This window comes from Mesorhizobium sp. SEMIA396 (assembly GCF_024518615.1).
Classification (GTDB): domain Bacteria; phylum Pseudomonadota; class Alphaproteobacteria; order Rhizobiales; family Rhizobiaceae; genus Mesorhizobium.
Genome location: NZ_JANIFC010000001.1, coordinates 587,000 through 601,199 on the forward strand (window position 1 = coordinate 587,000; position 14,200 = coordinate 601,199).

Genomic DNA, 14,200 nt, shown 5'->3' on the forward strand with positions numbered 1-14,200 from the left:
GCGATGTCCGTATTCTTCATCAACCGGCCGATCTTCGCCTGGGTGATCGCCATCGTGATCATGCTGGGCGGGCTTCTGGCGCTCACCTCACTGCCGATCTCGCAATATCCGCAGATCGCGCCGACGACAGTCAACATCAGCGCCACCTATCCGGGCGCCGACGCGCAGACGGTCGAGAACTCGGTGACCAAGGTCATCGAGCAAGGCATGACCGGCATCGACAATCTGGACTACATGACGGCGACGTCGACCTCGACCGGTTCGGCCTCGATCACGCTGACCTTCACCACCGCAGCCGATCCCGACACCGCCCAGGTGCAGACGCAAAACAAGCTTCAGCTGGTGCAGTCGCAGCTGCCGCAGGTGGTGCAGAGCAATGGCATCACCGTCTCCAAATCCTCGACCGGCTTCCTTATGGTCATCGGCTTCGTCTCGACCGACGGCAAGATGAACTCGACCGATCTCGCCGACTATGTCGACGCCACCGTCAACGACACGCTGAAGCGCGTCGAAGGCGTCGGCTCGACGCAGCTGTTCGGCTCCGGCTATGCCATGCGCATCTGGCTCGATCCGGACCAGCTCGCCAAGTATGCCCTGATGCCGAGCGACGTGGCGACCGCCATCGAGGCGCAGAACACGCAGGTTTCTGCCGGCCAGCTCGGCGGCCTGCCGGCGCGCAAGGGCCAGCAGCTCAATGCCACGGTGACGGCCAAGAGCCGGCTGCAGACCGCCGAACAGTTCCGCAACATCATCCTGAAGAGCCAAACCGATGGCTCGCTGGTTCGCCTCAACGATGTCGCCACCGTCGAACTCGGCGCCGAAAGCTACACGACGCAGGCCAACTACAACGGCAAGCCCGCGGCCGGCGTGGCCGTCAATTTGGCGACCGGCGCCAACGCCATCAACACCGCCGAAGCGGTGCGCTCGACGATCGCCCGGCTGAGCTCGACCTTCCCGCAAGGCGTCGAGGTCGTCTATCCCTACGACACTTCGCCTTTCGTGCGGCTGTCGATAGAGGAAGTGGTCAAGACGCTGGCCGAGGCGATCGTGCTGGTGTTCCTGGTGATGTTCATCTTCCTGCAGAATCTGCGGGCCACCATCATCCCGACGATCGCCGTGCCGGTGGTGCTGCTCGGCACGTTCGGCGTGCTGTCGCTGTTCGGCTATTCCGTCAACACGCTGACCATGTTCGCCATGGTGCTGGCCATCGGTCTGCTCGTCGACGACGCCATCGTCGTCGTCGAGAATGTCGAGCGCGTGATGCAGGAGGAAGGCCTGCCGCCGAAGGAGGCGACGCGCAAGTCGATGCACGAAATCACCGGAGCGCTGATCGGCATCGCCACCGTGCTTTCGGCCGTGTTCGTGCCGATGGCTTTCTTCGGCGGCTCGACCGGCATCATCTACCGGCAATTCTCGGTGACCATCGTCTCGGCGATGGTGTTGTCCGTGCTGGTCGCCCTTGTGCTGACGCCCGCACTTTGCGCCACGATCCTGCGACCGCCCAAGGACCATGCGACGCAAACGGGCCCGTTCGGCTGGTTCAACCGGGTCTTCGATCGCGGCACGCTTGCCTATCGCGACGGCTCGCACGGCATTATCAACCGGTCCTGGCGCTTCCTCGCCGTCTTCCTGGCCATCGTCGTTGCCGTGGGCTGGATGTTTGCCCGGCTGCCAAGTTCGTTCCTGCCGGAAGAAGACCAAGGCATCCTGATCACCAGCGTGTCGCTGCCGGTCGGCGCGACGCAGGATCGCACGGAGCGGGTGCTGGCAGAGGTGACCGACCATTATCTCAATCAGGAGAAGGACGTCGTCGACGGGGTGTTCACCGCTTCCGGCTTCGGCTTCGGCGGCGCAGGGCAGAATGTCGGCATTGCTTTCGTGCGGCTGAAGGACTTCGACCTGCGGAAATCGCCGGCTTCTGCCGCGCAGGCAATCGCCGGCCGGGCGATGGGCGCGTTTTCGAAGATCAGGGATGCGCAGGTCTTCGCGCTTGCGCCTCCCGCCATCCAGGGCTTCGGCAACACCAACGGCTTCGATTTCTACCTGCAGGATGTCAACGGCGCGGGCCATGACGCGCTGATCCAGACGCGCAACCAGCTTCTGAACCTGGCCGGGCAGAACAAGCTGCTCGCCAACACGAGGCCCAACGGGCAGGAAGACCAGCCGCAATTCTCGGTCGACATCGATCAGGAAAAAGCCAGCGCGCTGGGCGTCAGCCTGGCCGACATCAACAACACGCTTTCGACCGCCTGGGGCAGCGATTACGTCAACGACTTCATCGATCGCGGGCGGGTGAAACCGGTCTATCTGCAGTCGGACCCGAACTTCCGCATGCAGCCGGAAGATCTGGACAAATGGCAGGTCCGCAACGCCAGCGGGGCGATGGTGCCGTTCTCGGCCTTTGCTTCCAGCCATTGGACATTCGGTTCGCCCAGGCTCGAACGCTACAATGGATCGGCGGCTGTCGAGATCCAGGGCGCGGCGGCCACGGGCATCAGCTCGGGTGCCGCCATGGACGAGATCGACAAGCTGGTGGCGCAGCTGCCGGCCGGCTATTCCCACGAATGGACAGGGCTGTCGCACCAGGAGAAGCTTTCCGGCAACCAGGCGCTGTCGCTCTATGCGATCTCGGCCCTTGTGGTGTTCCTTTGCCTGGCAGCACTCTATGAGAGCTGGTCGATCCCGTTCGCGGTCATGCTGTCGGTGCCGATCGGCATCTTCGGCGCGCTGCTGGCGGCAAGCCTGTTCGGCCAGTCCAACGACGTCTATTTCAAGGTCGGCCTGCTGACCACGATCGGTCTCGCGGCCAAGAATGCCATCCTCATCGTCGAGTTCGCCATCGAGCGGCAGACCGCCGGGATGGGGCTCGTCGAGGCGACGCTGGAGGCAGCACGACAGCGGCTGCGGCCGATCCTGATGACGTCGCTGGCCTTCATCCTCGGCGTGTTGCCGCTGGCGATTGCCAGCGGTGCGGGCTCGGGTGCGCAGAACTCCGTCGGCATCGGCGTGATGGGCGGGATGATCGCAGCGACGGTGATCGGTGTCTTCCTGGTGCCGCTGCTGTTCGTCACCGTGCGGCGCATCTTCAAGGGCAGGGCGGCCAAACCAGATACGGGCGAGACGCCGGTGACGGCCAACCAGCAATAAGGACAACTTCACATGACAGGTTTGGAACGTGGCTCGGTGGCCGCGAGGCGGCTTCTTGCGCCTATGATTACCGCTGTCCTGCTCGCGGGATGCGTCGTCGGTCCGGATTATCAGACGCCCATATTGGCGATGCCAGCAAGCTGGAGCGGCCACAAGCCGACAAAGCCTGCCCAGCCGGCGCAACTGTCAAAATGGTGGCAGCGGCTGCGCGATCCCGAGCTGAACACGCTTGTCGAGGAAGCGGTTGCCGGCAATCTCGATGTCGCCACCGCCAAGGCAAAAATCCGCGAGGCGCGCGCCAGCTACCGCCAGAGTGCCGGCACGTTGCTGCCGTCGGTCGACGGCTCCGGCTCGGCCACCCGCAACAAGTCAGCCGAGACCACATCAGGCTCTGACGCCACCTACAGCGAGTACCAGGCCGGCTTCGATGCAAGCTGGGAACTCGACCTGTTCGGCGCCAACCGCAGAGGCGTCGAGGCCGCGCGCTACGGGCTGGACGCCTCGCAGGAGGAACTGCGCTCGACGCTTCTTACCCTGGTCGGCGATGTCGCTTCCTATTATACCCAGGCGCGCGGCTACCAGGCCCGCATCGCGCTCGCCCGGCGCTCGGCCGCGTCGCAAAGGCAGACCGCCGAACTTACCCGCACCATGGCGCAGGCGGGCACGGCGACCGCCGCCGATGTCGCCAAGGCGATGGGGCAGGCAGCGAGCACCGAAGCCGCGGTGCCGACGCTGGAGGCAAGCTATGCCCAGGCCGTGCATCGTCTCGCCGTGCTGGCCGGCCGGCCGCCTGCCTCGCTCAGCGAGCGGCTGAAGCGGGTCGCCCCGATCCCTGCACCACGCCTGCCGATGCCCACCGGAATTCCCGCCGACCTCTTGCTTTCGCGACCCGATTTGCGCATGGCGGAACGCCAATATGCGCAATACACCGCCAAGATCGGCCAGGCAGAGGCCGCCCGCTATCCCTCGGTCAGCCTGACGGGAGACATCAGCACGGCGGCGCTGAAGCTTGGCGATCTCGGCAAGAATTCGTCGATCGGCTGGTCGTTCGGGCCGACGCTCAGCGTGCCCTTGTTCAATGCCGGTCAATTGCAGGCGGCCGTCGAGGTCGCCAAGGCGCAGCGCGATCAATATTTCATCGCATACCGGTCTTCGGTGCTGACGGCGCTCGAGGATGTCGAGAACGCGCTTGTGCTGTTGTCGCAGGAGCGCATCCGGATCGGCAAGCTCGCCTCTTCGGCGAAATCCTATGGCGATGCGGCGCGGCTCGAAGGCACGCTCTACAAGGCCGGCGAGACAAGCCTTCTCGATGTGCTCGACGCCCAGCGCTCGCTCTACTCGGCCGAGGACTCGCTGCTGCAAAGCCGCGTCCTGCTGGCGACCAACTACATCGCCCTCAACAAGGCGCTCGGTGGCGGCTGGGATGGCACGGTGGACAGTGCCAAGCCTGAGATCGTCGACGTCAAGACCGGGCCAAGGCTGGCGTCGAAGCCGGCCTCGTGAGCGGTTCCCTGGGCCTCGGTCAATTTCGACGCGGCTACGCAGATTTCGAGATTGTGCGACACACCACTTGTGACGGCGCGTGAAATGCCGCCTCGTGCTTTGGCGATGGCGGGGAGATCGCATCGCTGTTATTGATGGTGATCACACAGCACAGGCGCCGCAGATGACATCCGATACACAGAAGGCCGAAGCGGTCGGGCAGCTGCTCGAAACGCCGGACCTTGCCAGCGCGCTGGAAAGCGAACAGTTCAAGAAGTTCCTCGACCAGGTACCGATCGCCATTGCCGTCTCGGATCTCGGTTCGAAGGAGCGTGTCGTCTATGCCAATCCGGAATTCGAGAAACTGTCCGGCCTCAAGGCGGCGACGCTCGCTCGGCAACACTGGGCGGCGCTTTCCGGCACCGGCCTGCACAAGCAGAAGGACCGGCCGCTGTTCGAGGTCGTGGTCGAGGACACCGATTTCATCGGCACGTTCCGGCTGGAGCGGACAGAAGACCAACCGGCGATCGTCGACGTCTATTCCAATGTCATCGAGGACGACAATGGCAAGGTCTGCTTCCGGCTGGTGGCGCTGGTCGACGTCTCGGCCCATGGCGAAACGGAGGATGCGCGATCGCTCGATGAGCGCATCCGCGAGAAGGACACGCTGCTGCGCGAACTGCAGCACCGGGTAAAGAACAATCTCCAGATGATCACCGCACTGATCCGGATGGAGACGCGCAACGCGGCCGAACCGGATCAGAAGCGTTTCGAGCGGCTGGCAGGTCGCGTCGATGCGCTGGCGATCCTCTACCAGACGCTGTCGGGGGACTATGACAAGGATGAGGTCGATCTTGGTGTCTATCTCAGCCAGATCGCGTCGGCGGTGATGAACTCGCATGCGGTCGAGGGCATCCGCCTCGACATGAAGGTCGACACCTATCCGGTGTCGATCAACGTCGCCATGCCGACCGGGCTGGTGGTGAACGAACTTTTGACCAATGCGCTCAAACATGCCTTCCAGGGGCGCAACGGCGGCACGATCACCCTGCACAGCGTGGTTGACGGCGATGGCTGCCGCATCGTGATCGCCGATGACGGCATTGGCCTGCCGGAGGGCGAGAGCTGGCCCAAGCGCGGCAAACTCGGCGCGCTGATCGCCCGCTCGCTGACCGAGAATGCCAAGGCGGAGTTCGACGTGAAGTCGAGCGCTGGCGAGGGCACTAAAGTCACCATCCTCTTCAAGCGCTCGGCTGCCACCGCCTGAAGCGTGTCGTTGCGGTCTGGCACCTACAGGATCATCTCCAGCTATTCTTGTGCGCCGCGGCAATGAACGCTCCGCGGTCCGGGAGACTCATAGGGTGCCTGCAGTCCTTGCCCTAGCGAGCAGTTGCCGCTGCCTCACGACAGGCCGGCTGGTTCGTCCTAACTCCACACCGTCAGGCGGTTTCTGCCCTGGCATCGGGGAAGGACAAAACCAAGTGACATCGACGCCGGTTGCCAGTCGCCAAGCGGCGCCCCTGCCGGTCGCAGCACTGATGGGCGCTATGGTGTCGATCCAGATCGGCGCCGCCTTCGCCAAGGGCCTGTTCCCGCAGATCGGCGCGCAAGGCACGACAACGCTGCGGCTGGTCATCGGTGCGCTGATGCTGATCGCGGTGCTGCGGCCCTGGCAGATGCGGCCCTCGCGTGCCACTCTGCCGTGGCTGGTCGCCTATGGGGTGACGCTTTGCGCGCTCAACCTCCTGTTCTACGCAGCGCTGGCCAGGATTCCGCTCGGCATCGCGGTGGCGCTGGAGTTTACCGGCCCGCTTCTGGTGGCGACCTTAAGCTCGCGGCGCGCCAGCGACTTTGCCTGGATCGCGCTGGCGGTGGCCGGCATCCTGCTGTTGTCGCCCTTCGTTCATTCCCTCGCGCCGCTTGATCCGATCGGGGTGATGCTGGCGCTGGCGGCCGGCGGCTTCTGGGCGCTTTATATCGTGCTGGCCCAGAAGGCCGGCGCGGAGCTTGGTACCCGCACCACTGCCTACGGCATGGCCATCGCCGCCGTGCTGGTGCTGCCCTTCGGTATCGCGCAGGCGGGATCCGCGCTGCTGTCGCCGTCGATCCTGGTCAGCGCGCTGCTGGTCGGCCTGTTTTCCAGCGCGTTGCCGTTCTTTCTGGAGATGGTGGCGCTGACCCGCATGCCGGCGCGCATCTACGGCACGCTGACCTGCCTGGAGCCGGGGCTGGGTGCACTGGCCGGCTTCCTGTTCCTGCACGAGAGCCTCACCACCACGCAATTGGCCGGGATCGCAGCCGTTGTTGTCGCCGCCTTCGGCACGGCGCTGACATCACGGCCGCCGGTGCCATCGCCGGAGTAGGGTGGCGCGATTCGTCGGCACTGGGTATTTTCGAGTAATCCGAAATTCAACCAGCCCAATCCACGAAATTAAGCCAATCCTTGTCCATGACGGCACTGGAATTGTCACCTGGCGCACAAGTATTTCCGGCTCTGGACAGACCGTGATCTGGTCCCATACGGTGCGTGTCGAAATGAAGACGCGATTGTAGAAAAGGCCGGTTGCCCCTTGCAAAAGAACGTCTTCTCATCGGCGGATCTGCCGCCGCATCTGGATCATCGCGCACGCTTCGCGCTCTGGCAGGACATCCATGTCGCCGAGATATGGTCGGTCGAATACACGATTTCGGAGAGACTGTCGTTCGAAGCCGCGATCGAAGCCACCGCTGTCGGCTCGCTGGTGCTTGGGCAGATGGCCGGGACGATCCGTCATGCCAGCCGCAAGGCGGGCAATATCGCCGCCGACGGTCGCGACGGCTATCTGCTGCTGGTGAACAATGGCGATACGGTGCTCAGCGGCACGCAGATTGGCCGCGATTATCACGTCGGCAAAGGCGAGGCCGCACTGGTCTCGGCTTCGGAAGCGTTGCAGATGACCGGCGGCGACAGCAATGTCTGGGCCAATGTGGTGCTCCCTCGTGCCGTGCTGGAAAATGCCTTCGCTCATATCGAGGATCGGCTGGCGTTGACCGTTGGAGCCGACAATGAGGCGCTCGGCATGCTCAAGCGCTATTGCAGCTTCCTGGAAGCAGGCCCGGCGCTGGTCTCGCCCGACCTCATCGGCCACGCCACCGAAACGATCGTCGACCTGATCGGCCTTGCGACCGGCGCCAAGGGCGAAGCGGCCGAACTGGCGGGCCTGCGCGGCCTGCGCGCGGCAAGGCTGCAAGCCATACTGCAGAAGATGAGGGATAATTTCGCCGATCCCGCCATTTCGGCGCAGGGCGTTGCCGGGCAATTGCGGCTCTCCGTTCGCTATGTCCATGACCTGCTGCAGGAAACCGGGGTGAGCTTTGCCGAGCGCATTCTCGAACTGCGCTTGCAAAGGGCGCATCGCATGCTCCGCGACAGGCACAATGACCGCATGCGGATCAGCGAGATCGCGCTGCTCAGCGGCTTCTCCGACGTCTCCTATTTCAACCGCTGCTTCCGCCGCCGATTCGGCTCGACACCGGGCAGTGCCAGGTAGTCTCGCCGGCCGCCAACCCCGCTGGATACACGACACGCCAATCGACTGAGGCCGAATGGCCACACCAGCCGGGAAAGCGCTGCGATGCTTTCCCCGACAATTCGGGTGCGGCCCAGCCCAAGACGCAGCCAGCGGACAATGCAACACCGGATTTCTCGACAACAGCTGGATCTCCGCAGCTCATTTATGCGGTGGGGAAGCAACATGGGGCAGCAGACAACAATGAAAACTCTTCTTCTCGCAACGGCCTTCATTCTCGCGCCGCTCGGTGTGGCGTGTGCGGCTGATATCAATGAGGTTTCGCCTGTTGCATCCGGCTACGACTGGTCCGGACTCTATGCCGGCGTCGACATCGGCTACGCGGCCGGAAAATCCAATCTGTTCATCGCCGGCGGCGGACTGGGCGGGGCCACCGATCTCAATGTCTCCACCGATCCGAACGGATTTATCGGCGGTGTCCATATCGGCGCCAATTACCAGATGGAGAACAGCTTCGTGATCGGCGCCGAGGCCGACATTGTGTACAGCAATATAGATGGGCTGACGGCCCTCGACGCCGGCGGCGGCGGTGTCACCACGTTGCTCAAGAGCGAACTCAAATGGTCGGGGTCGGCGCGGCTGCGCGCCGGCTATGCTTTCGATCGGACCTTGCCCTACATCACTGCCGGCGTCGCCGCGGCCAAGTATGAACTGATTGCGGTCAGCGCCGGTGGCCCTGCCGCCGAAGTAACGCTCCACAGCGACAGCCATGTCGGCTGGACCGTTGGAGCCGGCATCGAACACGCCTTTACCGACAAGTGGATCGCGCGGGCCGAATACCGCTACTCCGACTTCGGCAGCCAGGACCTCTCGGTGGCAGCCGGTCTGCCTACGGAAACCCATGTCGACCTCCAGACACAGGATATCCGGGTCGGGCTCAGCTACAAGTTCTGATCCGCTGAAGCTGCTGATCTCCCCCTTGAGGGGGGTGAGGGAGTGGTCCGCGCAGCGGACGGAAAGCCAATCGCTTGGCTTTCCGAACGACGAACGCCTGGAGCGAAAGCGAAGGGCCGGGTCCGGCAGGCCAGAGGGGGCGGTCCGGCTGGGCTCGGCCTGCTGTTGCGGATGACGTTGGCGCTTTACGCGCGGCGACCCCCTCTGTCGTCTCCGTGGCGCTTTGTTCTTGATCTCACGGTTAGTGGCACGCGAATAGGCGTCGAGCGGAGCCGCAGGGTCAGCGCCGGGCGAGGGGGGACGGCACAGACATCGGCGATCCTTGATGCTTGTCCATGAAATCCGCGAAGTCCAGAAGGATGCGGGCGGCGGGGCTCATGAACCGGGCAAGTTCCTTATTGTTTGTCTTGTCGTAGATAGACCCTGCCGAGGAAGGCCGGCTCGCCGGAGCGCCGGCCGCCCAATGAGCCTGCCACCAGCACGACAAGCGTCAGCAAGTACGGCAAAGTCATCATGAGATAGACAGGAACGTCGGCGCCTATGGCTTGTAGTCTAGGCACAAGCGCATCCGCGCTTCCGAAAAGAAGCGCACCCCAGAGAGCTCGAGCCGCGTTCCAGCGCGAAAAGATGACGAGCGCAACGGCAATCCAGCCGCGCGACGCGACCATTCCCTCCACCCAGACATGACTTGTGGCGACTGAGAGATAGGCTCCGGCGAGACCACAAAACAGCCCGGATGCCAGGACAGCCCCGAACTGAACCAGTTGCACGTCGATACCCGCGACATCCGCGGCGGCCGGGTTTTCCCCGACGGACCTCAACCTGAGGCCATGTCGGCTTTTGGAAAGCCACCACCAGAGCGCGCCGACCAGGGTCGGCAGCGCCAGCGTAACCGGGTCCTGCACCGCGAAAATGCGGCCGAATGCCGAACCGCGGTCTATCCCGAAGAGGTCGCCAAGTGTGGAAATGCCAGAAAAGGTCTTCTGCACGTAGGGTCGCCCCACGACCCCGGTGATGCCCAGTCCGATTGCGACGACGGCTAGGCCGGCGAGCGTATGATTGGCGCGCAAGGCGACTGTCGATATTCCAAACAGCAGAGCGAGAGCCATCGCGGCCGCTGAGCCGGCGGCAAGACCAACCCAAGGATCGGCTCCGGAAAGCACCGTCATCGCGCCGGTCATGGCACTGACCGCCATGAGCCCTTCCGCTCCAAGATTGAGAACGCCGGCTCTTTCGCAGATAATGAGGCCGAGGCTCGCCAGCAGCAACGGTGCCGCATAGCTCGGAATGATGGCAATCCAGCCGATCAGAAAATCCATGCAACTGCCCCTTCCTAGTTCTTGGGCCGTTTGAGCGAATAGGAGCTGAAGAACTGCGCCATCAAAATCGACATCAGTACCGCGCCTTGCATCAGCACGATCATCGCTTCGGAGATCGAGTAGAAAACCTTCAGGACATTCCCGGCGGTGAACACCGCGCCGAGCGCGAAAGAGATCACGACCACCCACAATGGCTTCGCGCGGGCCAGGTAGGCGATCACGATCGCGCTGAAGAGATAGCCGTTGCCGACGGACTGGTTGAGGCGGTGCTCCGTCCCCGCCACGATCATCATGCCGGCAACGCCTGAGAGAGCGCCGGAGAGCAGCACGAGCCCCACGGCTATGCTGAGCACCGGCAGGCCCGTGGCGAGCGCGGCCTTGGCGTTGAAACCTACAGCATCCGCGTAGAAGCCGACCCGGCTGTGTTCCATGACGAACCAGATGGACAATGCGATAACGGCGACCAGGAAGATTCCGGCATGCAACTGCCCCCATCCCAGAACGGGAAACCAGCTCGCCTCGGGAAAGGTGGCGGTCACGGGAAAGCTGTTGGAAGGGTCTCTCCAGACCCCGAACAGAAGATGCTGCACGAGCAGAAACGCGACGCTTCCCAGCAGCAGGGTCGAAATAACCTCGTTAACGCCCCACTTGAGTTTCAGAAAAAGCGGAATCGCAATCCAGGCGGCTCCCGCAAGCGCTGCCAGAACGAACATCGTCGGCAACCTCAGCACTTCAGGCCCGCTGCCGTTCAGCGCCACCCAGGTTGACGCGATCGCGCCGAGCCATAGCTGGCCCTCCACGCCGATGTTCCAAAACCGCACGCGCATGGCAACGCCGGAGGCGAGGCCGACTAGCACCAACGGTAAAGCGGCCGTCGCCGTCTGGGAGAGGCCGTCCGAGGTCAGAAAAGTTGCAATCAGGAACTCATCCACAAGAGCGCTTGCCGGCACGCCCGCATGCACGAGCAGCACCGCCGAAACCGTCAGCCCGACCAACAGTCCGCCAACATAACTGAGACTGGTCAACAAGAAGCCGGGATTTTGCCTGCGAACAAGGAAAGCTGTGTCAAGCATGGCCTGCTAAAAGGCCTCCTATCCATTCAGGCGTGACGTCGCCGGTCTGACGGCAGCCGACGATCCTTCCTCTGTTCATGACGGCCACCCGATGGGACAGGGACATGACCTCCTGGAGATCCTCGCTGATCAGAAGGCAGGCCGCGCCGGCTTCCACAGCTCCGCGGATCGCCGATCGGACGAACTCGGCCGCTTTCATGTCCAGCCCGCGAGAAGGGGAATGCGCTATGAGAACCTTCAGGCCGTGATCGAGCTCCCGCGCGAGCAACACTTTCTGCGCGTTTCCTCCCGAGAGCAAAGAGGCCGGCCGTTCCGGCGTCGCGCCGCGGATATCGAACGCATCGATGGCCTCGGCGGCCTTCTCGCGCATCGCCCGCCGGCTCAGGAGAAACGGACCGCCGAAGCTACCGCTGGCGACGGTCGTGAGCGCGAGATTGTCGGCAATGGAAAGCTCCCGGATCAACCCGCTGTCAAAGCGGTCGGAGGGGATGACGCGCAAGCCGGCCTCGCGGCGCTGGTCTGGCTTGGCGGTGGATATGTCCTGGCCATCCAGTACGATCGCGCCGGCACCGGCACGGTCGAGTCCGAGAAGGCAGGCAACGAGTTCCTCCTGCCCGTTTCCACCGACGCCGGCGATGCCAAGGATTTCGCCGACATGCAGCTCGAACCCGAGATCGTTCAGGCTTTGCCCGTGAGCGGTCGCCCGTGCGGAAAGCCTTTCCACGCTCAGACACACATCGCCCGGCCGAGATGACGGCCGGCCCGCAACCGTCAAGGCATCGCCGACCATCAGCCGCGCCACCTCCGCTTCGGTGACGTTCGCAACCCGCGCACCGTCAAGCACGGTCTCGCCGTGCCGCATGATCGTTACCCGGTCGCAGAAAGCGGCAACCTCCCGGAACTTGTGCGTGATCAGAACCACGGCGTGACCTTGCCTCGACAATCGCTGGGCAAAAGAGAGAAGCGTGCGCGCTTCCTCGTCGGTCAGCACCGCCGTCGGTTCGTCCATGACCAGAATTCGGGCGCCCAGAAGCATGACCTTGATGATCTCGGCGCGCTGGCGTTCGGCGATCGAAAGGTTCGCTACCAGCTTGTGCGGATCGACGGGCAGGCCGATCTCGCTCGACTTGGCGGAAACGATCGCCGCCGCATCGCTCAGCGTTTTCACAGCAGCCTTGCGACCGAAGCCGAGGAGAACATTTTCGGCAACCGTAAAACTCTCGACCAGCCGGAAATGCTGATGGACCATGCCGAGACCGGCGGCGGCGGCTTCCAGCGGGCTGCGCAAACTGATCGCTTCGCCGTCGATCGATTGGTCGCCCCCGTCAGCTACATAGACGCCGGCCGCCACGTTCATCAAAGTGGACTTGCCTGCACCGTTCTCACCGACGATGGCATGCACCTCTCCCCATTCGAGACAGAAGGACGCATCGCGGAGCGCGGCTTTGCCGTCAAACGACTTGCCTATGCCGCGCATCAACAGAGCCGCCGGCGTGCCCGGCGGTTGTCGCATGTCTCCTGCCTGCGGAAGCGCCGTCGTCATTACTTCGCCGGCATGGTGCCGATGACACCGTCGACGAAATAGTCCATCGACCAGAGCGCCGCATCGTCGACCTTCCCGCCGGCGTCGACAACGATGGTGCCGTCTTGCTTTTTCAGAGGGCCCTGGAACGGATCAAGCTTGCCGGTGATGATCTCCCGCTTTGCTGCCTCGACCTTTGCCTTGGTCTCCTCGGAAACCGAGGGGCCAAAAGGAGCGAGATCGACCACGCCGGCTTCAAGGCCTTCGAAGGCGCCGTATTCCTCGGGTTTCCAGTTGCCGTCGATGATCTCCTTGATCGTCGGCACAAGATATTTCTCCCAGCGGAAGATGACGGAGGTCTGGATCGTCCGCGGCGCGGCATGCGACATGTCGAGCTGAAAGCCTATCGAAGGAACGCCTGCCTTTTCGGCGGCGTCGAGCGCCGAGGTCGCGCTCAGATTCGTGGCGAGCACGTCGGCCTTCTGGTCGAGAATGGCCTGGGCGATCTGCCCTTCCTTCACCGGGTCCCACCAGGAGTTGGCGAAGACCGCGACCGTTTCGATCGTAGGATCGACCGAATGGGCCCCGAGTGCAAAACTGTTGATATCCCAGTTCACCACGCCGACCGGAAAGCCGGCGAGGATGCCGATCTTCTTCGTCTTCGTCGCCTGTCCTGCCGCGATGCCTGCAAGGTACCAACCCTGGTAAGTGCGGGCATAGAAGCTTTCCATGTTGGCCCCATTCTCCGTGCCCGAAGCACTGAGAAACGCCACATTCGGATAGGCTTTGGCCGCTTCGGCCATTGGGGCGCTGTAGCCATAGGTGGTGCCGATTATGATGTTGAAGCCGCGCTTGACGTAGAGATCGATCGCCGCGCGCAGCTTCGTGGTCTCTTCCGGTATGTTCTCCGTCACCGAGACAGGCACCTGTAGCTGTTCCTCCACGGCCTTGCGGCCGGCCTCGAGGGCTTCGTTCCATCCGCCGTCTTGCGCTGAACTTGCATAGATGAACGCGACCTTGGGCGACCCTTCCAGAGTAAAGGCATATGCGCCGGACGCAGCACAGGATGCGAAAACCGTGGCCGCCGCCGCGAACAGGCGAACTGAGCCGGACGGCATCGTGTTGCGCTCTTTCATTTCGTGGTTCCCCTTGTTTTCTTTGTTTTTCTCAGCCGGAAGCATGCCGCGCCCATGC

General features: G+C 63.4%; 10 protein-coding genes. 6 read left to right on the top strand and 4 right to left on the bottom strand.

Annotated elements, in window-relative coordinates; genetic code table 11:
* Window positions 1-3 precede the first annotated feature (3 nt).
* From NP503_RS02930 to NP503_RS02955, 6 genes are all read left to right on the top strand, one after another.
* Window positions 4-3,147: an efflux RND transporter permease subunit gene (locus NP503_RS02930; protein ID WP_127271112.1), complete on the top strand. Its 3,144-nt coding sequence runs from the start codon at window positions 4-6 to the stop codon at window positions 3,145-3,147.
* A 12-nt stretch (window positions 3,148-3,159) separates the two neighbouring features.
* Window positions 3,160-4,650, top strand: coding sequence for an efflux transporter outer membrane subunit (locus tag NP503_RS02935; RefSeq protein WP_127271114.1), 1,491 nt, complete (start codon window positions 3,160-3,162; stop codon window positions 4,648-4,650).
* 163 nt (window positions 4,651-4,813) lie between these two features.
* On the top strand, window positions 4,814-5,896 hold the full coding sequence (locus NP503_RS02940; RefSeq protein WP_127269636.1) for a sensor histidine kinase: 1,083 nt from the start codon (window positions 4,814-4,816) through the stop codon (window positions 5,894-5,896).
* Between the two features lie 214 nt (window positions 5,897-6,110).
* Window positions 6,111-6,992, top strand: coding sequence for a DMT family transporter (locus tag NP503_RS02945; protein WP_127269637.1), 882 nt, complete (start codon window positions 6,111-6,113; stop codon window positions 6,990-6,992).
* A 207-nt stretch (window positions 6,993-7,199) separates the two neighbouring features.
* Window positions 7,200-8,159, top strand: coding sequence for an AraC family transcriptional regulator (locus tag NP503_RS02950; protein WP_127271117.1), 960 nt, complete (start codon window positions 7,200-7,202; stop codon window positions 8,157-8,159).
* Window positions 8,160-8,381: 222 nt separating this feature from the next.
* Window positions 8,382-9,092 carry an outer membrane protein gene (locus NP503_RS02955; RefSeq protein WP_164748938.1) on the top strand — a complete coding sequence of 237 codons (711 nt, stop codon included), beginning with the start codon at window positions 8,382-8,384 and terminating at the stop codon, window positions 9,090-9,092.
* Between the two features lie 395 nt (window positions 9,093-9,487).
* Here NP503_RS02955 and NP503_RS02960 read toward each other — a convergent pair whose 3' ends face one another.
* The 4 genes from NP503_RS02960 to NP503_RS02975 are packed head-to-tail and all read right to left on the bottom strand — an operon-like array spanning window position 9,488 to window position 14,142.
* Entirely contained in the window at window positions 9,488-10,411 is a 924-nt protein-coding gene (locus NP503_RS02960) for an ABC transporter permease (protein WP_127270303.1), read from the bottom strand.
* 14 nt (window positions 10,412-10,425) lie between these two features.
* The gene (locus NP503_RS02965) at window positions 10,426-11,484 is read right to left on the bottom strand and encodes an ABC transporter permease (protein WP_127270302.1); all 1,059 of its coding nucleotides are present in this window, start codon (window positions 11,482-11,484) and stop codon (window positions 10,426-10,428) included.
* Window positions 11,477-13,027, bottom strand: a complete 1,551-nt coding sequence (locus NP503_RS02970) for an ABC transporter ATP-binding protein (protein WP_127273104.1) — start codon at window positions 13,025-13,027, stop codon at window positions 11,477-11,479. The genes NP503_RS02965 and NP503_RS02970 overlap by 8 nt, the downstream gene beginning before the upstream one ends.
* Window positions 13,027-14,142, bottom strand: coding sequence for a BMP family ABC transporter substrate-binding protein (locus NP503_RS02975; protein WP_164748937.1), 1,116 nt, complete (start codon window positions 14,140-14,142; stop codon window positions 13,027-13,029). The genes NP503_RS02970 and NP503_RS02975 overlap by 1 nt, the downstream gene beginning before the upstream one ends.
* Window positions 14,143-14,200: the final 58 nt, after the last annotated feature.